Source organism: Labrys miyagiensis (genome assembly GCF_030160835.1).
Lineage (GTDB): Bacteria > Pseudomonadota > Alphaproteobacteria > Rhizobiales > Labraceae > Labrys > Labrys miyagiensis.
In genome coordinates, this window is record NZ_BSPC01000028.1 from 64,359 (window position 1) to 84,294 (window position 19,936).

General features: G+C 63.9%; 13 protein-coding genes. 6 read left to right on the forward strand and 7 right to left on the reverse strand.

Translation table 11 applies throughout. From position 1 onward, the window contains the following. Window positions 1-10: 10 nt before the first annotated feature. Together QQL24_RS16585 and QQL24_RS16590 are read left to right on the forward strand one after the other, a co-directional pair. Window positions 11-1,831, forward strand: coding sequence for an extracellular solute-binding protein (locus QQL24_RS16585; RefSeq protein WP_284313403.1), 1,821 nt, complete (start codon window positions 11-13; stop codon window positions 1,829-1,831). A 6-nt stretch (window positions 1,832-1,837) separates the two neighbouring features. After that, complete coding sequence (locus tag QQL24_RS16590; protein WP_284313404.1) at window positions 1,838-3,223, forward strand: AMP-binding protein; 1,386 nt, start codon at window positions 1,838-1,840, stop codon at window positions 3,221-3,223. Between the two features lie 97 nt (window positions 3,224-3,320). Here the strand turns inward: QQL24_RS16590 and QQL24_RS16595 are convergent, their stop codons facing one another. From QQL24_RS16595 to QQL24_RS16605, 3 genes are read right to left on the reverse strand one after another with little or no spacing between them, the layout of a single operon-like run. Next, window positions 3,321-4,388, reverse strand: coding sequence for a D-TA family PLP-dependent enzyme (locus tag QQL24_RS16595; RefSeq protein ID WP_284313405.1), 1,068 nt, complete (start codon window positions 4,386-4,388; stop codon window positions 3,321-3,323). A gap of 12 nt (window positions 4,389-4,400) precedes the next feature. Continuing rightward, the gene (mfd, locus tag QQL24_RS16600; protein WP_284313406.1) at window positions 4,401-7,910 is read right to left on the reverse strand and encodes a transcription-repair coupling factor; all 3,510 of its coding nucleotides are present in this window, start codon (window positions 7,908-7,910) and stop codon (window positions 4,401-4,403) included. Then, window positions 7,907-8,203 carry an FAD assembly factor SdhE gene (locus QQL24_RS16605; RefSeq protein ID WP_284313407.1) on the reverse strand — a complete coding sequence of 99 codons (297 nt, stop codon included), beginning with the start codon at window positions 8,201-8,203 and terminating at the stop codon, window positions 7,907-7,909. Before QQL24_RS16605 ends, mfd begins: the two co-directional genes overlap by 4 nt. A 105-nt stretch (window positions 8,204-8,308) precedes the next feature. On the opposite strand from QQL24_RS16605, the gene QQL24_RS16610 reads away from it, so the two are divergent. The 3 genes from QQL24_RS16610 to QQL24_RS16620 all read left to right on the forward strand — a co-directional run bounded on the left by QQL24_RS16610 (window position 8,309) and on the right by QQL24_RS16620 (window position 12,491). Next, window positions 8,309-8,617: a HigA family addiction module antitoxin gene (locus QQL24_RS16610; RefSeq protein ID WP_284313408.1), complete on the forward strand. Its 309-nt coding sequence runs from the start codon at window positions 8,309-8,311 to the stop codon at window positions 8,615-8,617. A gap of 55 nt (window positions 8,618-8,672) precedes the next feature. Then, a complete protein-coding gene (recG, locus tag QQL24_RS16615) occupies window positions 8,673-10,769 on the forward strand; it encodes an ATP-dependent DNA helicase RecG (protein ID WP_284313409.1) in 2,097 nt (698 codons plus the stop codon). A 126-nt stretch (window positions 10,770-10,895) separates the two neighbouring features. Further along, window positions 10,896-12,491 carry a methyltransferase regulatory domain-containing protein gene (locus QQL24_RS16620; protein WP_284313410.1) on the forward strand — a complete coding sequence of 532 codons (1,596 nt, stop codon included), beginning with the start codon at window positions 10,896-10,898 and terminating at the stop codon, window positions 12,489-12,491. Between the two features lie 75 nt (window positions 12,492-12,566). Here QQL24_RS16620 and QQL24_RS16625 read toward each other — a convergent pair whose 3' ends face one another. The 4 genes from QQL24_RS16625 to QQL24_RS16640 form a co-directional block, all read right to left on the reverse strand. Further along, window positions 12,567-13,262: a DUF502 domain-containing protein gene (locus tag QQL24_RS16625; RefSeq protein ID WP_284313411.1), complete on the reverse strand. Its 696-nt coding sequence runs from the start codon at window positions 13,260-13,262 to the stop codon at window positions 12,567-12,569. Between the two features lie 316 nt (window positions 13,263-13,578). Continuing rightward, window positions 13,579-14,646: an alpha/beta fold hydrolase gene (locus tag QQL24_RS16630; RefSeq protein WP_284313412.1), complete on the reverse strand. Its 1,068-nt coding sequence runs from the start codon at window positions 14,644-14,646 to the stop codon at window positions 13,579-13,581. Window positions 14,647-14,720: 74 nt separating this feature from the next. Continuing rightward, the gene (locus QQL24_RS16635) at window positions 14,721-15,371 is read right to left on the reverse strand and encodes a VOC family protein (RefSeq protein WP_284313413.1); all 651 of its coding nucleotides are present in this window, start codon (window positions 15,369-15,371) and stop codon (window positions 14,721-14,723) included. A gap of 135 nt (window positions 15,372-15,506) precedes the next feature. Then, on the reverse strand, window positions 15,507-16,808 hold the full coding sequence (locus QQL24_RS16640; RefSeq protein WP_284313414.1) for an epoxide hydrolase family protein: 1,302 nt from the start codon (window positions 16,806-16,808) through the stop codon (window positions 15,507-15,509). Window positions 16,809-17,089: 281 nt separating this feature from the next. On the opposite strand from QQL24_RS16640, the gene QQL24_RS16645 reads away from it, so the two are divergent. Next, window positions 17,090-19,936 (forward strand): ATP-binding protein, encoded by a 2,847-nt coding sequence (locus tag QQL24_RS16645; protein ID WP_284313415.1) that lies wholly within the window; start codon window positions 17,090-17,092, stop codon window positions 19,934-19,936.

The window sequence follows — 19,936 nt, forward strand, 5'->3', positions numbered from 1 at the left end:
GACGATGCAGATGTCGATTTCCCTACGAGTGGTACTACTCGGCATCGTCGTGGCGACATCGCTACTGGCCGCACCCCTTGCTTGCGCCCAGCCCAAGCCGGCCATCGCCATGCGCGGCGATCCCGCCCTGCCACCCGACTTCACGGCCTTTCCCTATGTCGACACTGACGCACCCAAGGGTGGCAGCGCCAGCTATCCGATGCTCGGCACCTTCGACAGCATCAATCCCTTGATCGTCAACGGCTCGCCTTCGCCGGGCACGAACATATTCGTCTTCGAGACGGTGATGGCGCGCTCCTTCGACGAGCCCTTCACCTTCTACCCGCTGATCGCGCGAACGGTGGAAACGCCGCCGGACCGGTCCTGGGTGGAATTCACGCTCGACCCCCGCGCGAAATTCTCCGATGGGGTGCCTGTCACGGCGGAAGATCTGAAATTCTCGGCCGAGCTGTTGAGGGAGAAGGGGCGGCCCGGCGCGCGCAGTTCCTACAGCCAGATCGACGACATCGTCATCAAGGATCCGCATCGCATCCGTTTCGTCTTCAAGGATGCCAGCAACCGCGAACTGCCGATGCTGATGGCTGCCATGCCCGTGCTGCCCGAGCACGCCGTCGATGCCGCGAGCTTCGACAAATCGACCCTGAAACCAATGATCGGCTCAGGTCCCTATATGTTCGACCGCATCGATCCGGGCAACAGCGTCACCTTCCGCAAGAATCCCGACTGGTGGGGCAAGGACCTGCCGTCCAATCGCGGCCTCTATAATTTCGACCGCATCCGCTATGTCTATTATCGCGACCCTGTCACGATGTTCGAAGCCTTCAAGACGGACCAGTATGACGTCCGCCCCGAGGACGAGGCTTCGAACTGGGCCTCGGGCTACAATTTTCCCGCCGCGCGCGACGGCCGGGTGATCCGCCAGGAGATCGCCAACGGCCTGCCCAAGCCGGCGGTCGGCTGGGTCTTCAACACAAGGCGGCCTGTTTTCGCCGATGTCCGGGTGCGGCAGGCCCTCAGCATGATGTTCGATTTCGAATGGGCGAATTCGCGTCTCTTCGCCAACCTCTACACACGCACCTGCGGCTATTTCGATGGCTCCGTCCTTTCCGCCTGCGGTCTTCCCGCCGACGAGCGCGAAAAGGCCCTGCTCGCCCCTTTTGTCGGCATGGTGAGCCCCGATGTGATGGCTGGAACCTGGCGGCCAACGGTCAGTGACGGTTCCGGACGCGACCGCAAGGTGGCGCACCAGGCACTCGGCGTCCTGCAGCAGGCCGGCTGGACCATTCGTGATGGCAAGCTTCAGAAGGACGGCAAACCGCTGACTTTCGAAATTACGGTGCCGGACAAGGGTACCGAGCGCATCGCTCTCGTCTATGCCGACGGCCTCAAGCTTCTGGGCGTCGAGGTCAATATTCGGATGACCGACGATGCGCAGTTCCAGCGCCGCAAGCAGAATTACGACTTCGACATGCTGCCTTTTGCCTGGCAATCCTCGCTCTCGCCGGGCACGGAGCAGAATTTCCGCTGGAGCTCCGCGGTCGCCGATCAGCCCGGCAGCTTCAACTTTGCCGGTGTGAAAAGTCCTGCCGTGGATGCGATGATCCACGCTCTGCTGGCGGCGGATACCCAGGAGGATTTCGTGGCCGCGGTGCGGGCGCTCGATCGGCTGTTGATCTCGGGCAATTATGCGATCCCCCTTTTCCATGCGCCCAGGATGTGGATTGCGCGGTGGAACAAGACGACCCGGCCCGATAAACCCGCTATGGCTTTGGGGGCATACAGCGATACACTTGCATCCGATCCGATTCTTGCTCATGTGAAAGCGCCCTGAGGCCCCATGACGTCGAACAGCTCATCTAGGATCGGCACGGCTCCCCCGACCCTCGACCTTCTGTTGCGGCAGAATGCCCAGCGTTACGGCGATCTGCTGGCTCTGATCGATGCGCCCGACCGCCCCCTGTGGGCCGATGGCGCGCCGCGGCGGCTGAGCTGGAGCCAGGTCGATACCGCCGTGTCGGCAGTGGCAGGCCGCTTCTTCGAGATGGGGTTGCCGAGCGAATCCGTCGTCTGCATCCAGGGCCTCAACGTTACGGATACGCTGATCGCCCTGATGGGCTGCATCCGGGCCGGCCTGGTGGCGGCGATCGTGCCGGTGGACTATGTCCCGGGCGAGATCGTCGCGCTGGCCGAGCGGCTGAACGCCAAGGCCATCCTGAGCGCCCGCAAGATGGGACAGGAGCAGCCGCTGCGGCCGCTGCGCCATCTGGTCGACGAATCGATCGCCGATATCCGCTTCATTGGCGCCTTCGGCGCCGATCTGCCTGGGGGCACCGTTTCCTTCGAGGACTGTATCGGTTTTCCCAAATCCGGGGCCATCACACGGCTGTCGCGCCGCGAGCGGCCGGAAGACAGCCTCGCCATCATGACCGTCGATCGCGACCCGGACGGCGCCTTTGTCATCGCGCGCAATCACCGGGAATGGCATGCCGCTGCTGCCATCCTGGTGGATGGCATCGGCCTTTCCCGCCAGTCGCGCCTGCTCTCCCCCATGGCGCCATCGAGCCTGGCCGGCCTTGCGAGCGGCATGGTCGCTTGGCTGGTCGCCGGCTGCCAGCTCGTCCTGCACCAAGCCTTCGATGCGACCGTCTTCGCGGTGCAGATGAACATGCATGCCGTCAGCCATGTGATCTTGCCGGATCTGGCGCTGCAGGCCGGGCTTGCCGAGGGTCTCTTCGGCGGTCGCAAGCTTGAAAGGATTGCCAGCCTGGCGCGCGAACCTCATCGCAGCGTCGCGCTGCCACAGGCTCCCTGCCCCGTGCAGCATTTTGCCGTGCTGGGCGAGATCGGCATCGTGCCGATGCTGGCGGCTGGCGATGGCGGCTTCCTGCTGCCGAACCAGGTCCGGGCGGGAGGCAGCGAGCAATCGACCATACTGGAGACCGTGGTGGAGGACGGCGGCCATCTCGCTCTACGCGGCGAACAGATACCGCTGGTGGGCTTCGATATCTCCGACCGTGACCTCTCCTATCCGGTCTCGCTCGACGATTGGGTGACGACGTTCTATCCGGTGGAGCCGGCGGAAGACGGCATCAGGATCACGGGCGCGCGCTTTGGGGATGGTGCGGATGGAGCCGCCGGGCAATCGCCAGCTCTTGCGGGCAGCGAGCAGGCAGCAAACAATGGCGACCACAGCAGGGTGCACGCACTGGCAGGCGCAGCCTGACACCCTGGGATCGCAGGCATCCTTGCCTGCTCTTCCTCTCTGTCGAACGCAGCGCTTCCAAGAGCAGGCAAGGATGCCTGCGATCCCAGGAGCCTGCTCACCACACCTTGCCGCGCGCCACCACGGGCTCCGGGCCCAGCACATCTTCGCCACGGGTCAGCACCACAGCGTCGAGCATGTTGGCGACCACGCAGGCATGGTTCGGCACGATCCGCACGCGATCCCCGACCTTGAAGCCGACGGGCTCCCGGCTGACCAGGCGTCCATGCTCTTCCGAGAGGTTGTCGACGGCGATATCGGGGCGGCCGACGACATGGCCATAGCCGGTCAGGCCGAGCAGATCGGAGGTCAGCACCTTCGACCCGGCATCGATGATGGCGCGATGTGCATCAGGCACCGAAACCACGGTCGCCAGCACATGCAGCGCGCAGTCGTCGAAACCGCAGATGCCTCGTTCGACGAGAGAGCGGTCGTTGTAGACATAGGTGCCGGGCCGATATTCGGTGACGACAGGCGCCTCATGCGCGCGCCACATGTCGGGCGAGCCGCCGCTGGTGATGGTTTCAACAGGCGTGCCAAAGGCTTCGATCAAGGACTTCGCCTTCGTCATGAACTCCTGCACGGCCTCGGTTCCACCCACCGGCGGATAGGTCATCAGCCCGCCGAAATGCAGGTTGGGTGAGGACGCGATCCGCCCCGCCAGTTCGGCTGCCGCCTCCGGCGTGGCGACGCCGCAGCGCCGTGCGCCCGTATCGCACTCGATGAGCACCGTGAGCTTGTGCCCGGAGCCGTTCATCGCCGCCGAGAGCCCTTCCACGACGGCTGCGCTGTCGGCGACGACACGCAGCTTGATTTTGCCGGCCAGCGCCTTCAGCCGCTCCTGCTTGGCCTCTCCCACCAGATTATAGGTGATGAGAACGTCGTCGATGCCGGTGCCGTCGGTCATGGCATCGGCTTCCGACAGTTTCTGGCAGGTGATGCCGACCGCACCCTTCTCGATCTGGAAGCGTGCCAGGCGCGGCAGCTTGTGCGTCTTGATGTGGGGGCGCAGCTTCAGGCCATGTTCGTCGCAATAGGCCTGGAAGCGGATGATGTTGCGTTCGGCGATATCGAGATCGACGAGAACAGCCGGCGTCTCGACGGAAGAATAAGCTGCTTTACCCATGATTGATCCTGATCAGGCGGCCTGTTTGGTCTCGGCGATGCGGGCGAGGTTCTTGAGGATGACGGCGGTGCCCTTGAGGCGATCATTGGGCTGTTCGAAATCGCGCTGGAACAGGATCCGCATGTCGGGTCGCACCCTGGCGAAGGAGCCCTGGTCGGCGATGTAGCGCACCAGCCCGTTGGGATTGGCGAAGGAGTTCTCGCGGAAGGAGACGACCACACCCTTGGGGCCGGCATCGACCTTCTCGACATTGGCCCGGCGGCACAGCGCCTTGATCGACATCAGCCGCAGCAGTTGGTCGACCTCGGCCGGGCGCTCGCCGAAGCGATCTGTAAGTTCGGCCCCGAAGGCATCGATCTCCGCATCGGTGTCGAGCGAGGACAGGCGCCGATAGAGGCTAAGGCGCAGCGTGAGGTCCGGGACATAATCCTCCGGGATCATCACCGGCGTGCCGATGGTGATCTGCGGCGACCACTGCTCCTCGACCTCGGTCTCGACGCCGCCATCCTTCAGTGCCGCCACCGCCTCTTCCAGCATCTGCTGGTAGAGTTCGTAGCCGACTTCCTTGATATGACCCGACTGCTCGTCGCCGAGCAGATTGCCGGCGCCGCGAATGTCGAGGTCATGCGATGCAAGCTGGAAGCCTGCGCCGAGCGTATCGAGCGACTGCAGCACCTTGAGCCGGCGTTCGGCACCGGGCGTGATGGTGCGGTTGGCCGGCAGGGTGAACAGGGCGTAGGCTCGCGTCTTGGAGCGGCCGACACGCCCGCGCAACTGGTAGAGCTGGGCAAGGCCGAACATGTCGGCGCGCCAGACGACCAGCGTATTGGCGGTGGGGATATCGAGGCCGGATTCGACGATCGTGGTGGAGAGCAAGATGTCGTATTTGCCCTCGTAGAAGGCCGTCATCACGTCTTCGAGCTGGCCGGCTGCCATCTGGCCATGGCCGATGGCGACCTTGGCCTCCGGTGCGTATTCGTTGAGGAACGCCTTGGCGTCGGCGATATCTTCGATGCGCGGCACCACGAAGAAGCTCTGGCCGCCGCGATAGCGCTCGCGCATCAGCGCCTCGCGCAGCACCACGGGATCGAACGGCGTCACGAAGGTGCGCACGGCCAGGCGGTCGACCGGCGGTGTGGCGATGATCGACAGCTCACGCACGCCGGTGAGAGCCAGCTGCAGCGTACGCGGGATCGGCGTCGCCGAGAGCGTGAGCACATGCACCTCGGCCCGCAGCTGCTTCAGCCGCTCCTTGTGGCCGACGCCGAAATGCTGCTCTTCGTCGATGATCAGGAGGCCGAGATCGCGGAAGGAAATCGTCTTGGCGAGCAGCGCATGCGTACCCACAACGATGTCGATATCGCCGGAGGCCAAACCGGCCCTGGTCTTGCGCGCGTCCTCCGCCGAGACGAAGCGGGACAACTGCGCGACCTTGACAGGCAGACCCTTGAAGCGGTCGGCGAAGGTCTTCGTATGCTGGCGCGCCAGCAGCGTGGTGGGCACGACGACGGCGACCTGCCGACCGGCGAGAGCGCAGGCGAAGGCCGCGCGCAGTGCCACTTCCGTCTTGCCGAAGCCGACATCTCCGCAGACGAGGCGGTCCATCGGCCGGCCGGAGGCGAGATCATCCAGCACGGAATCGATGGCGAATTGCTGGTCCTCGGTCTCGCTATAGGGGAAGCGCGCCGCGAACTCGTCATAGATGCCCTGGGCCGGCACCAGTTTGGGCGCCTCGCGCAGGGCACGGGCAGCAGCGATTTTGATCAGCTCACCCGCCATCTCGCGGATGCGCTTCTTCATGCGCGCCTTGCGTTCCTGCCAGCCCCGGCCGCCAAGCTTGTCGAGCTGGGCTTCGGCATCCTCCGAGCCGTAGCGCGACAGAAGTTCGAGATTCTCCACCGGCAGGAACAGCTTGTCGCCGCCGGCATAGTGGATCTCGAGGCAGTCATGCGGCGCGCCGACCGCCGTCACCGTCTGCAGGCCGACGAAGCGGCCGATGCCGTGCTCGACATGGACGACGACGTCGCCGGGCGAGAGCGTGCCGATCTCGGTGAGAAAATCCTGCGCACGCTTCCGCTTGGTCGTGCGGCGCACCAGCCGGTCGCCGAGAATGTCCTGCTCGGAGATGATGGCGAGATCGCGGGTCGTAAAACCGGTCTCCAGCGGCAGGATGCCGAGCGCGATCTCCGATTTCGGCAGAGCCAGGGCGCGGGCAAAGTCCGGCACCGGCTTGGCCTGGGTGAGGCCGTGGTCGGAGAGCACGGCGCCGAGACGCTCGCGGGAGCCATCCGTCCAGCCGGCGACGATTACGCGCTTGTTTTCACCCTGCAGGTCGCGGATGTGGCGGATGACGGCGTCGAAGACATTGGCATCCTCCGCCGCGCGTTCGGCGGCGAAGGTGTGGCCCTGCTTGCCGCCACAATCGACAACTTCCCGTCCAGGCGCCCCCGGCGCGGAGAAGGGCGTGATGCGGACGAGTGACGATTCATCGAGGCGGCGGCGCCATTCCTCCGGCCCGAAATAGAGCCTATCCGGTCCCAGCGGCTTGTAGGGCACGCTTTCGCCCGGCTTGCCCAGGGCGTCGCGGCGGGCGTCGTAATAATCCTTGATCTGCGCCAGGCGCTCGCCAGCCGCATCCTCGGCCAGCGCATCAAGGGCCACAGGCACGCCGGGGAGATAGTCGAACAGCGTGTCGAGCCTGGTGTGGAAGAGCGGCAACCAATGTTCGAGGCCGACATAGCGGCGCCCTTCCGAGATAGCTTCATAAAGCGGATCGCCCCGGGTCTGCGCCCCGAACTCCGCGAGATAGGCCTGGCGGAAGCGCTTGATCGTCTCGGTGGTGAGCTGGACTTCGCTCATCGGCACGAGGTCGAGCATGCGCAGCTGCGCCGAGGAGCGCTGCGTCTCCACATCGAAGCTGCGGATCGACTCCAGCGTGTCGCCGAAGAAGTCGAGGCGCACCGGCATTGGCAGCCCCGGCGGATAGAGATCGAGAATGCCGCCGCGCACGGCGTATTCGCCGGTCTCGCGCACGGTGGAGGAGCGCAGATAGCCGTTATGCTCGAGCCAGGCCGCCAGCCTGTCCATGTTCACGGCATTGCCAGGCGCCGCCGAGAGGGATTGAGCCGCGATGAGATCGCGAGCCGGCACACGCTGGAGCGCGGCGTTGACGGTGGCGAGCACGATCCGCGGCCTGTCCCCGCCTCGCGTCGTCGCCAGACGCGACAGGGCCGTCATGCGTCGGGCAATCACGGCGGCATTGGGCGAGACGCGGTCATAGGGCTGGCAGTCCCAGGCCGGGAAGGTCACGACGTCGATCTCGGGCGCATAGAACTGCAGGGCGGCTTCGAGGCTCGCCGAACGGGCGCCGTCCCGCGCGATATGCAGCATGGCCGCCGGCCGGTCGCGGGTCTGCGCCGTCAGGGCGCGCGCGAGGTCGGCGAGGACGAGACCGTCCTGGCCGTCGGCGCAATTGGAAAAAACGAGATGGCCGCCCTGGGCGAGGTGGTCAGCGGCTTTCATGCAAACATCGGCTTCATGGGAGAATGGTATTCGCGCAGGCGGCGAAAGAGCTCGGTATCATATTGGGTGGGAACCGGCTCCGCGCCAGTGATCCAGCTGTAGAGATCATGGTCCTGGGCGTCGATCAACTGCTCGAATTCGCCGACCTCGCCCTCGGTGAGATCGATAATCACGGCATCACAGAAGCGGCCCATGATCAGATCCATCTCGCGAAAGCCGCGATGCCAGGCGCGGTAGACGATGCGCCGACGACGCGGATCCAGCTCATCTGATGTGCGTATCGTTCCGGACATGTTCTCAATCCCTTGCGACGCTGTATAGAGAGTTGGAATGGCGGAGGAAACATTCAAAGTGAAATGCCGCCGCTGATACGAGATTGAAGGCGTCAGGAGGGGACAATGCTGACGACAAAACGCAAGCCCGCCACAGTCGCTGAGATCCTCGTGGAGGAATTCATGCAGCCGCTTGGCCTTACGAAGGCCGCCCTGGCGGAGGCCATGGGTGTGCAGCGTAAGCATGTCAACGAACTATGCAACGATCGCAGAGCAGTAACGGCTGCGACGGCGTTGATTCTGGCTCGCCTCTTCGGCAACAGCCCTGATTTCTGGCTGAACGTCCAGCGCCGCACAGATCTGTGGATCGCCATGCACGACCCTCACGAGCTCGAGCGCATCGAGCGGGCACGGCCACTCAGCACGGCTGCTTGACGATCGGGGTACGCCAACCGAAGAGACGAAGCTAAAGTGCGCCTCTGAGGTTTGCATGCGTCCGACGATTCTCAATCCCCTCTTTGCCTCCGTCTCCTCGCTGCCGGGGATTGGTCCCAAGCTCGTCAAGGTTCTCACGCGCCTGCTGGGTGGGACGGAGCCCGTGGGTGCGCGGGTGATCGATGCGCTGTTCCATCTGCCCTCCGGCGTGCTCGACCGGCGTCTTCGGCCCAAGCTGATCGATGCGCCTTTCGAAGTACTGGTCATGGTGGCCGTCACGCCGGAGCGCTATATCCCCAGTACGGGCCGAGGGCCGTTCCGCGTCTATTGCTCGGACGACACGGCGGATCTGATGCTCGCCTTCTTCGTGCCCCAGACGGCCTGGATCGAGAACGCCCTGCCGATCGGCCAGAAGCGTTGGGTGAGCGGCAAGATCGAACTGTTCGATGGCATACGCCAGATGGCGCATCCCGACCGCATGGTCGACGAAGCCGGACTCAAGGCGCTGCCGCTGATCGAACCGGTCTATCCGCTCACCGAAGGTCTCTATCCGCGCCAGATCCAGAAGGCGGCGCAGGAGGCTCTCGCCAAGACGCCGGAGCTTGCGGAATGGCAGGATCCGGCCTGGCTCAAGAGCCAGAACTGGCCGGGTTTTCGCGAGGCGCTTGCCAGCATCCATTCGCCGCAGACGCCTGAAGCGGTGGCGCTCGATGCGCCCGAACGCCTGCGTCTCGCCTATGACGAATTGCTGGCCTCCCAGCTGGCGCTCGCCATGGTGCGCGCCAGCAACAAGGCGCTGCCCGGCCTTGCCGTCGAAGGCACGGGCGCGATCACGGCGAAGATCGAGGCCGCCCTGCCCTTCAGCCTCACATCGAGCCAGGTGACGGCCCTCGCCGATATCCGGGCCGACATGGCTGGCCCCACCCGCATGCTGCGCCTGCTCCAGGGCGATGTCGGCTCGGGCAAGACGGTGGTGGCGCTGCTCGCCATGGCGACCATGGTCGAGGGTGGCCGCCAGGCGGCGCTGATGGCGCCGACCGAGATCCTGGCGCGCCAGCACCTTGCCACCATCCGGCCGCTGGCGGATGCGGCGGGCCTACGCCTCGGCATCGTCACCGGCCGCGACAAGCCCAAGGAACGCGCGCGCATGCAGGAGGCGCTCCGGAGCGGCGAGATCGACATCGTCGTCGGCACCCACGCCCTCTTCCAGGAGGAGGTCGAGTTCCGCGATCTTGGCCTGGCCATCGTCGACGAGCAGCACCGTTTCGGCGTGCATCAGCGCCTCGCCCTCGGCCGCAAGAATGCGGCGATCGACGTGCTGGTGATGACGGCGACGCCCATCCCGCGCAGCCTGGTGCTGACCTATTTCGGTGACATGGATGCCTCGGCCCTGCGCGAGAAGCCGGCGGGGCGCAAGCCGGTCGATACCCGCCTAATCTCGCTGGAGCGCCTTGGCGAGGTCGTCAGCGGCCTCGGCCGCCTGCTGCAGACCGGCGCTCGCGCCTATTGGGTCTGCCCGCTGATCGCCGAATCCGAAACGCTCGATGTCGCCGCCGCCGAGGATCGCTACAACCATCTCGCCTCGATCTTCGGCGACAAGGTCGGCCTGCTCCATGGCCAGATGAAGGGCACCGACAAGGATGCGGTGATGGCCCGCTTCATTGCCGGCGATCTGCGCGTCCTCGTCTCTACCACGGTTATCGAGGTCGGCGTCAACGTGCCGGAGGCCACGGTGATGGTGGTGGAACATGCCGAGCGCTTTGGCCTCGCCCAGCTCCACCAGCTGCGCGGGCGTATCGGTCGCGGTTCGGACAAGTCCACCTGCCTCCTGCTCTACAAGGGCCCGCTCGGCGAGGTGGCGAAGAAGCGGCTCGAGATCATGCGCGAGACCGAGGACGGCTTCCGCATCGCCGAGGAGGACCTGAAGCTGCGCGGCGAAGGCGATGTGCTCGGCACGCGCCAATCCGGCATGCCCGGATTCAAGGTGGCCAATCTCGACGTGCACCGGCATCTCCTGCCGACGGCCAATGACGATGCCCGCCTGGTGCTGGCGCGCGACCCGCAGCTCACCTCGCCCCGCGGCGAAGCGTTGCGCGCCTTGCTCTATCTGTTCGAGCGCGACGAGGCCGTGCGGTTGCTTCGGTCGGGGTAATGCACCACTGTCGCAAGATGGTCGCGCTAACCCGAGCTTCCGGGGATAGCCGCCGCACCGCCCTTGCCTACCGACCCGGCATATGCACTAGACTGGCTTCCCCAAGGACAGCTCAGCAGAAGCCGCATGGTGATGACAAGCACCCAGACCCTCAGTTTCCCCGAAGCGCAGGCTCGCACCCAGGCGAGTTATGACGAATTTCCCTATATTTCGCATGCCTTCCCGCAGACCCATCCAGCCCGGATGGCGGCGATCGGCACGCTCTTCAACCTGGAGATGCCGCCGGTAGAGACCGCGAGCGTGCTTGAAATCGGCTGCGCCAGCGGCGGCAATCTCATTCCGCTCGCCAGCACCTATCCGAAGGCCCGCTTTCTGGGTGTCGATCTTTCCACAATTCAGATCGAGGACGGCAGGAGGCGTATCGAGGCGCAGGGCCTGACCAATATCGAACTGCGCCAGCAGGACATATCCGCCTTCCGCAGTCCGGGGCACCGCTTCGACTACATCATCTGCCATGGCGTCTATTCCTGGGTGTCCGAGCCGGTTCGGCACGCGATCCTCAAGGTCTGTTCCCGCTACCTGAAACTCCGGGGCGTCGCTTATGTCAGCTACAACGTCCTGCCTGGCTGGCGCCCCAAGCAGATCCTACGTGACGCGCTGATGGCGCATGTCGGCCAGACCAGCAACCAGCGCGAACGTGTGACGAGAGCCCGGGAATTCATGGGCTTCCTCAACCAGCATACGCCGAACAATCCCTACGGCGCCGCCGTCAAGGACAGCGTGGCCGAGTTGCAGAAGGCCACTGACGAGTATCTCGCCCATGAGTTCCTGGAGCTCGACAACGCGCCCTGCTCCTTCCACGACTTCATGCATGCCTCCGGCCAGCACAAGCTCGCCTTTCTCGGCGAGAGCGACATCAACATGATGGTGGCCGATAATTTCGGCCCCGATCTTGCCAAGTCGCTGCGGGCATTGAGTGCAAACGACCTGCACGCCACTGAGAACTATATCGATGTGCTGACGGGGCGGACCTTCCGGCAGACGTTGCTCATCAATCCGGAACGCGCTCAGGCCGTCCGGCGCCTGATCGATTCTCAGCGGCTCGAAAACCTGCATCTGATCGCCGATATCACGGAGGTTCCCTCCCCCATTCCCGAGCTGCCCTATTGCTTCGAGAGCCGCCAGGGCCGCCAGCTGCGCGTCAGCAGGGAACCGGTCCGAAAGGCCTTGCAGTTGATGGCCTCGCGGCGTCCATCGACTTCCAATCTCAGCCAGTTGCTTACCGATCTCGAAAGCAGCGGCGAGACGCTGTCGAGCCAGGACCGCGCCGACATAGGCGGAGCGCTTCTGCAAGGCGTGCTTTCCGGTCTATTCTCGGCCCGCACCCGGCCGATCGAGGCCGCCACGGCGGATACCGAAAAGCCGAAAGCGATCGCCCTCGCCCGCAAGGATGCGGCTGGAGGCCGAACCCGCTCAGCCAATCTGCGCCACGAGAGCGTCGATCTCGGCGTGGTCGCCCAGCATATCTTGCCGGTCATGGATGGTACGCTCGATCGCGACGGGCTCTGTGCCCATCTGGAGGCGCGGGCAAAGGCGGGCGCCCTGCATTTCCAGCGCAATGGCCAGCAGATCACGGACGAAGCGGATATCGCCGCCTGTGCCCGCGAGCACCTGGGCAATGCCATCCAGTGGCTCGCGAGCAACGCCCTGCTCGAAGCCTGAAGGGCCTGGCAAGAGGGATACCGTCATTGCGAACGTGCGGGCCGTCTCCGATTATTCAGTCAGGCCCAGCCCTGCTCATTCCGCTTCCACGGCGACGATGGATTCCGGCTGGATCAATCCGGCCGAGATCACCAGCTTGGTCGCCTGCTCGATGGTAATGGAAAGCTCGATCACCTTGGATTTCGGCAGGAGGAAGAAGAAACCGGTGGTCGGGTTCGGCGCGCAGGGCATGAAGACGGAAACCCAGGCCTCGCCATTGCCGCCGGGCAGCCTCTGCTCGATCACCGGACTTGGTTCGGAGGAGATGAAGACGATCGACCAGGCGCCTGTGGGAAATTCCACCAGCCCCACCTTGCGGAAGGAGGTGCCGGACTGGGAGAAGACGGTCGAGAAGACCTGTTTCAGCGCCTTGTAGATGCTGCGCACCACCGGCGTGCGGTTGAGCAGTTTCTCTCCGAAGCGCACAAGCGTGCGGCCGACCAGGTTAGCGGTGAAGAAGCCCACCAGGGTCAGGCCGATCACCGCGACGATCAGTCCGAAGCCCGGGATCTGGAACGGCAGATAGGTCTCGGGCAGATAACGCTGCGGGATGAAAGGTTTAACCCAGCCGTCGACCCATTGGATGAAGGTCCAGATCAGATAGAGCGTGATAGCAACCGGCCCAGTGACCACCAGGCCGGTCAGAAAATAATTATGCAGTCCGCCAAACCGGCTCACCCTCTGCGGCGGGCCCGCCGGCGTCACGGTCGGGGTTATTGTCTCGCGCACCATGCGTCAGTTCTAGCATGGCAAGTGAGCCGTCTGTCGATCCAAATTTGAGCAGACCCTGGTTGATCGGAAGGCAGGATGGATCCCGCCATTCAACCATTACATCGGCGATGCGATTTCGCCCAACTGGAGCGCGCGGCCACCGGCTCGACCAGCTGGCCGCACCACCCAATTCGGCTGAAACATGCCCTTCCTGATAGTCATGCATCATATGGGCTGCGGCGTTCGTCAGACGCCGCGTGAGGGATATTCTCCAGCAAGAAGAAAGCCGGCGGCTGGTTTCGCCGGCCAGAACATACCCCACGGGCTCTTCCGCAGTTTAACTGTTCGAATCGATGTCGATGACGGCGTCGACGAAGGCCTTCGGTGCCTCCTGCGGCAGGTTGTGTCCGATCCCTCCGGTGATCAGTCGATGCGAATATTTGCCGGAGAACATTTTTGCGTAGGCGCTGGGGTCGGGATGAGGGGCGCCGTTGGCGTCGCCCTCGAGCGTAATCGTCGGTACGGTGATGACGGGTGCCTTGGCAAGCTGCTGCTCCAGCTTGTCATATTGCGGCTCCCCCTTGGCGAGATCGAGCCGCCAGCGATAATTGTGAATGCTGATCGCGACATGATCCGGATTGTCGAGGGACTTGGCGCTGCGGTCGAAGGTGGCGTCGTCGAAGGTCCATTGTGGCGAAGCGAGCTGCCAGATGAGCTTGGCAAAATCATGCGTGTATTTCTCGTAGCCGGCGCGGCCGCGCTCGGTGGCGAAGTAATATTGATACCACCATTGCAATTCGGCTTTCGGCGGCAGTGGCAGCTTACCGGACTCCTGGTTGCCGATCAGATAGCCGCTCACCGAGACCATTGCCTTGCAGCGTTCGGGCCACAACGCGGCGATGATGTTCGCCGTACGCGCGCCCCAATCGAAGCCGGCGAGCGTGGCTTTCCCGATACCCAGCGCATCCATGAAAGCGATGAGGTCACTCGCCAGCGCCGATGGCTGGCCGTTGCGCATCGCGGTGTCCGACAGGAAACGTGTGGTGCCGTAGCCGCGCAAATGCGGCACGATCACGCGATATCCCCTGGATGCCAGGCTGGGTGCCACCTCGATAAAACTGTGGATGTCATAAGGCCAGCCATGCAACAGGATGACGGCACGGCCGTCAGCCGGTCCCAGCTCGGCATAGCCGACGTTCAACACGCCGGCATCAATCTGCTTGAGCGGGCCAAATGTCGCCGGGGCCGCCTTCATGGCAGCCGGTGTCGCCTCGCTTGCCCCGCCTGAAGCGGCTTGCGCCGGTGAGGCGATGCCAAGCCGGGAGAACGCAAGGCCTATCGCCGCTGCACCGACGATATGGCGGCGGCGCTGGTCGATCCTGTCGGGAATATCGGTCTTGCTCATGGCAAGGCCTCCTCATGATGACGGCGATCGGATATCTGGGGCGGCAGCGTACCGTCGCCCCGTGAAGCTCGCATTTACAGGGGCAAAGGCTTGCCGGCCTGCTCGGCCACCATGTAGGCGGCATACCAGTCCGGCCAGTTTTCGTCATGCCGGCCGCCATCCCGCTTCTCGTGTTCACCATGTGCGTCCGCCGCACGCCGGAGCGCAGCCGCGAGGTCGGTGGAGGAGGTGAACGTCGTTTTGTCCGGGTCCACCCGTCCGGGCAACCGCTCGGTCACCTCCTGCAGGAGCCAGCCATTGCCGTCCGGATCGCTGAAGGTGGCGTAGGAGACGTAGCTGCGCCGCTCCGGGTCCCGGCCGGTGATTGCAGGCTGCCCCGGACCGGCGCGGTGGAACACCTCGCTCACTCCAGCGCCGTGGCCGACAAGGTCGGCGCGCACCGCCTCGATGTCCGATACGACGAGGTAGAGTCCCCGCGCCGAACCTGGCGCGGCTGTCGTGAGACCGGTGCCGAAGTGGATCGAGCTCGGCGAGCCTGGAGGCGTGAATTGGACCACCCGGAATGTGTCGCCAACCACGAAGTCGGCATCGAGCCTCCAACCCAGGCCGCCATAGAAGGCCTTGGCGCGGTCGACATTCGAAACCGGGATCACGACCACTTCGAGCTTCATGTCGAGAGTTTTGGATATCGTCGTGCCCCGCCGGGCCGTTGCCGTATCTGACATTGTCCTGTCCTTTCTGTTTGACGTTGTTTCAGCGTACTGGGCAGCAGCGGAGATATGGTAGCGCATCGGGGGAGCGCTGAGGGAAAGGTTCATATCAGCCTCCGCCGAGCGGGGCCTGCTGGCTGCCCGCTCGCCCTAGATATCCTGGCGCAAGGGCCGGAACGCTGTCCTGAGCTCGACGGTGAAGGCGACCGGCTGTTCCCAGGCAGCGAAATGACCACCCTTCGGAAGCCTGTTGTAGTAGATCAGCTTCGGATAAGCCTTCTCCGCCCAGCTTTGCGGCGCCTGGTAGATCTCGTCCGGAAAGGCGCTGACGGCGACCGGAATCTTGATGCCTCTGGGATCAAAGAAGCCTCCTGTCGGAAAATGCGCATTGTCCCAGTAGAGGCGTGCCGAGGAAATGGCGGTGTTCGTCAGCCAGTAGAGCGTAATATTGTCGAGGATGTCGTCACGCGTCAGGCCTTCGCTCCCTCCGTCAAAGACGCGGGCGATCATCTCGTAACTGCGAATGTCGTGGTCGAGCATCCACGCCGCCAGGCCGACCGGCGAGTCGACGATCCCATAGAGCGTCTGTGGGCGGTTGTTCATCTCGATCGCGTAGCCCAGCCCGTTCTTGTAGAAGTCGTCGAGCTGATCCCAGGCGCGCTTTTCATCTGCAGTGAGGCTGGCAGGCGGTGGGCCGCCCGCTGCGAGCGCCTTGGCGATATCGGCAGGAACCGTGGCTGCCATGTTGGTATGGATGCCGAGCAATCCCGGCGGCTGCTGCACGGCCATCAGTTCCGTAACGGCGTTCCCCCAATCGCCGCCCTGCGCCACGAACTTCGTGTAGCCGAGGCGCTGCATGAGCACCGTCCATGCCTTGGCGATACGGGTTGGCGTCCAGCCTGGCGCTGTCGGCTTCCCGGAAAAGCCGTAGCCCGGCAGAGATGGGATCACCACATGAAAGGCATCCGATGCGCTCCCGCCATGTGCAGTCGGATCGGTGAGCGGTTCGATGATCTTCAGCTGTTCGATGATCGAGCCGGGCCATCCATGCGTGACAATCAGCGGCAACGCTTTTTCATGCTTGGAGCGGACATGAATGAAGTGAATGTCCAGCCCGTCGATTTCGGTGATGAATTGCGGCAGCCCGTTCAGCCGCGCCTCCATCTTGTGCCAGTCGTAATCCGTCGCCCAATATTTCGCCAGTTTCTGGATCGTTGCGAGCTGCACACCCTGCGTGTCGTCGGTGACGGTCTCCTTGTCCGGCCAACGGGTCGCCGCCACGCGCCGGCGCAAATCATCCAGCTGGTCCTGCGGGAAGCTGACGTTGAAGGGGCGGATCGGGGCATCAGCGGCTACGGCACCGAATGCGCTCGGAAGCAGGGTGAGGGCCACGGCGGCACCTGTCGTGGCAAGCATCTCGCGCCGCGTCGGCGATAGCGATATGTCTGACATGTCGTTTCTCCTGTTTCGAACCGCTCATTCGCAGCCGGTCCGGATGAATTTTGATCCGCGGGCCAATTTCGTCCGCCGAGGAGAGGGTAGGCTCAGCCCCTTACAGGGTCGAATGAAGCTGTGTGAGAATAGCTGAAATAACCTGAAACGACCGAGGGGCCCCATAGGTTCGATGAATATCGCCCGATGCGTTCAATAAACCGGATCGCCCATTGCCCTCGTCGGCATGTTCGTCCTTAACTAGAAAATGGTAATACTCAACAAACGGGATCGTTATTGCCTTGGGGCTGGTCGAGCTACGCGTGTTTGAGTCCCGCGGATGGGAGGTCGATCTCGCAAAGCGAGAGCTGCGTGCGCGTGGCTCAGCCGTCCCGATCGGCAGCCGAGCCTTCGAGATCATCGAGACGCTCGTCGAGGCGGCTGGAGAACTGGTTACCAAGGACGACCTTATGAGGCGGGTCTGGCCCGGTCTCGTCGTTGAGGACAATACCGTCCAGGTCCATATTTCTGCGATCCGCAAGGCACTTGGCGCGGATCGCAACATGCTGAAGACGATCTCAGGTCGGGGCTACCGCCTGTTGGGCGACTGGACGACCCAGCGGGAAACTTTGCCGGTGCGGTCGGCCTTGCCAGAGCGGGTGCGATCGCCAACGCATCCTTTCCTGACGAATGTGCCCGTAGCCGCCTCGGCTCTCGTCGGCCGCGAGACGGCGGTACAGCAACTGCGTGACCTCGTCTCCGCCTATCGGGTGGTGACCCTGACAGGACCGGGTGGCATCGGGAAAACGGTGCTGGCCTCGGAAGTCGCGCGCAGAGTGTTCCCGGCCCTGGAAGGCGATGTCCTGTTCGTCGAGCTGGTCTCGTTGTCGGATCCAGGTCTGGTGCCCTCGACGGTTGCTCATGTCCTCGATCTGCAGCTGCATGGCGATGAGATATCGCCGGAGCTAGTCGCGCGGGCGATCGGCGACAAACGGGTCCTGCTGGTCCTCGACAATTGCGAGCATGTCATCGACGCCGCTGCGACGATGGCGGAAACCCTGGTGCGGCTCTGCCCCCAAGTATCGGTGCTCGCGACGAGCCGGGAATTGCTCCGCATCGAGGGAGAATTTGCGTATCGCGTTTCGGCGCTGGAGGTGCCGGCAGCGGATCTGGAGGGCTCCGACGATGGCCTGCACCACAGCGCCGTACAGCTTTTCATCGCAAGAACCCGCTCATTGCGGGCGGATTTCTTGCCGCAGGGCGACGAACTCCCGGCGATCAGCGCGATTTGTCGGCAACTCGACGGCATCCCGCTCGCCATAGAATTCGCCGCTGCACGAGCGGCAACGCTCGGGATCCAGCAGGTCGCAGGGCGCCTCGACGATCGCTTCGCGCTCCTCACCGGCGGCCGTCGCACGGCGCTGCCGCGACACCAGACGCTGCGCGCTACCTTGGATTGGAGCTACGAACTGTTGTTTGAGGAGGAGCGCAAGCTGCTTCGGCACCTCGCGATCTTCGCGGGCGGCTTCACGCTTGAGGCGGCCACGACCGTGACGGGCGACACGGAATCGCGCGTTGCACTCTGCATCTCAGGTCTGGTCTCGAAATCCCTGGTCGTATTGGACGTATCGGAGGCGGCTCCGCGCTGGCGACTTCTTGAGACGGTTCGGATGTACTCGCTCGAGAAACTGGCCGGCGGCGGCGAACGGGGACCGGCTCTGTGCCGCCTCGCGGAGTATTGTCTTGCCCTGTTCGCTCCCTTCGCAATTGAGAGCGAACTTCAATCGGCCATCGACAATCTCGGCCGCTATCGCCGGGATGTCGATAATCTTCGCGCGGCGCTGAACTGGGCGTTCTCCCCCGCCGGCGATTTGTCCGTTGGGGTCAAACTTGCCGCCATAACGAGTGATTTCTGGGTCGCGCTGTCACTGGTTTCGGAGGCTTGCGAATGGGCCGGCAAGGCCTTGGAAGGGATGGGCGAGGCCGTCGGCACGCGCAGCGAAATGGTGCTGCAATGCAGTCTGGGCTTCGCTCTCATCTATACCCAGGGGATGAGCCCTCATGCTTGCGAGGCCCTGAGGCGGGCGCTGGCACTGGCGTGTGAATTAGAAGATTTCGACTATCGGCAACGTGCGACCTGCGGTCTCTGGCTGTTCTCCGCACGATCGGGAGCCTTGAACGACGCACTCGGATTCGCCCGTGGATATGAGGAGATCGCCAAGGCCCGTGATGTGCAGTCCCGGGCCACGGCCGCATGGCTGGTCGGCGTGCCGCAGTCCTATCGCGCCGCCCATGTCGAGGCGAGCGAACAGCTTCGCTGGGCGATCGACCACTATCCCGTCCTCTGGCGCCGCCGGGATATGATCCGGCTTGGCGGCGACGTGCGCTGTTCGGCCCTGAGCCACAACGTCGTCAATTTGCTGTCATTGGGGCAGCTGGATGCTGCATCGCGGACAGCGGGGATTGCCATCGAAGAGGCGCGTGGCACGAACCAACCCTTCGTGCTGTGTGTCGCCCTCTGGTCCGCAGGCTTCCTTGCTATGAGCCTCGGCGAACATGAGAGGGCGAACGACTGCGGCGAGGAGCTCGTCGATCTTGCTTCCAAACGCGCGCTCCGCCCCTTTTACGCCGCGGGCCTCTGTCTGCGGGGGATCGTGGCGGCCGGGCGCGGCCAGCCTGAAACCGGGATTGAGCCGCTTCGCGCCGGTCTCGGCGAGATGCAGGCTGCGCGATATTTGCTGTTCTATCCCTGTTTTCGGACAAAGTTCGCCGCGATACTGGGCGGGATTGGCTGTTTCGACGACGGCCTCGCCGAGATCGAAGAGGCGTGGCGTTTCTCGGTGGAGACGAATTATCGCTGGTACATGCCGGAAATCCTGAGGACCAAGGCCGAACTGCTGGCGCTCCTCGGATCGAGCGAGCCTGCGTTGATCGAGGATTTGCTGCGACAGTCCATGGGGCAGGCAAGCGCGCAACAGGCAGCTTATTGGGAACTGTCCGCAGCGATCGGCCTTGCCGAACTTCTACAAGGCCAGGGCAGAGACAAGGAGGCGGTTGCCATCCTTTCGTCGATATACAATCGCTTTACCGAGGGCTTCTCGGCATCGCGAGTGAAACGGGCCAAGGCCTTGTTGGATCAATTGGCCTGA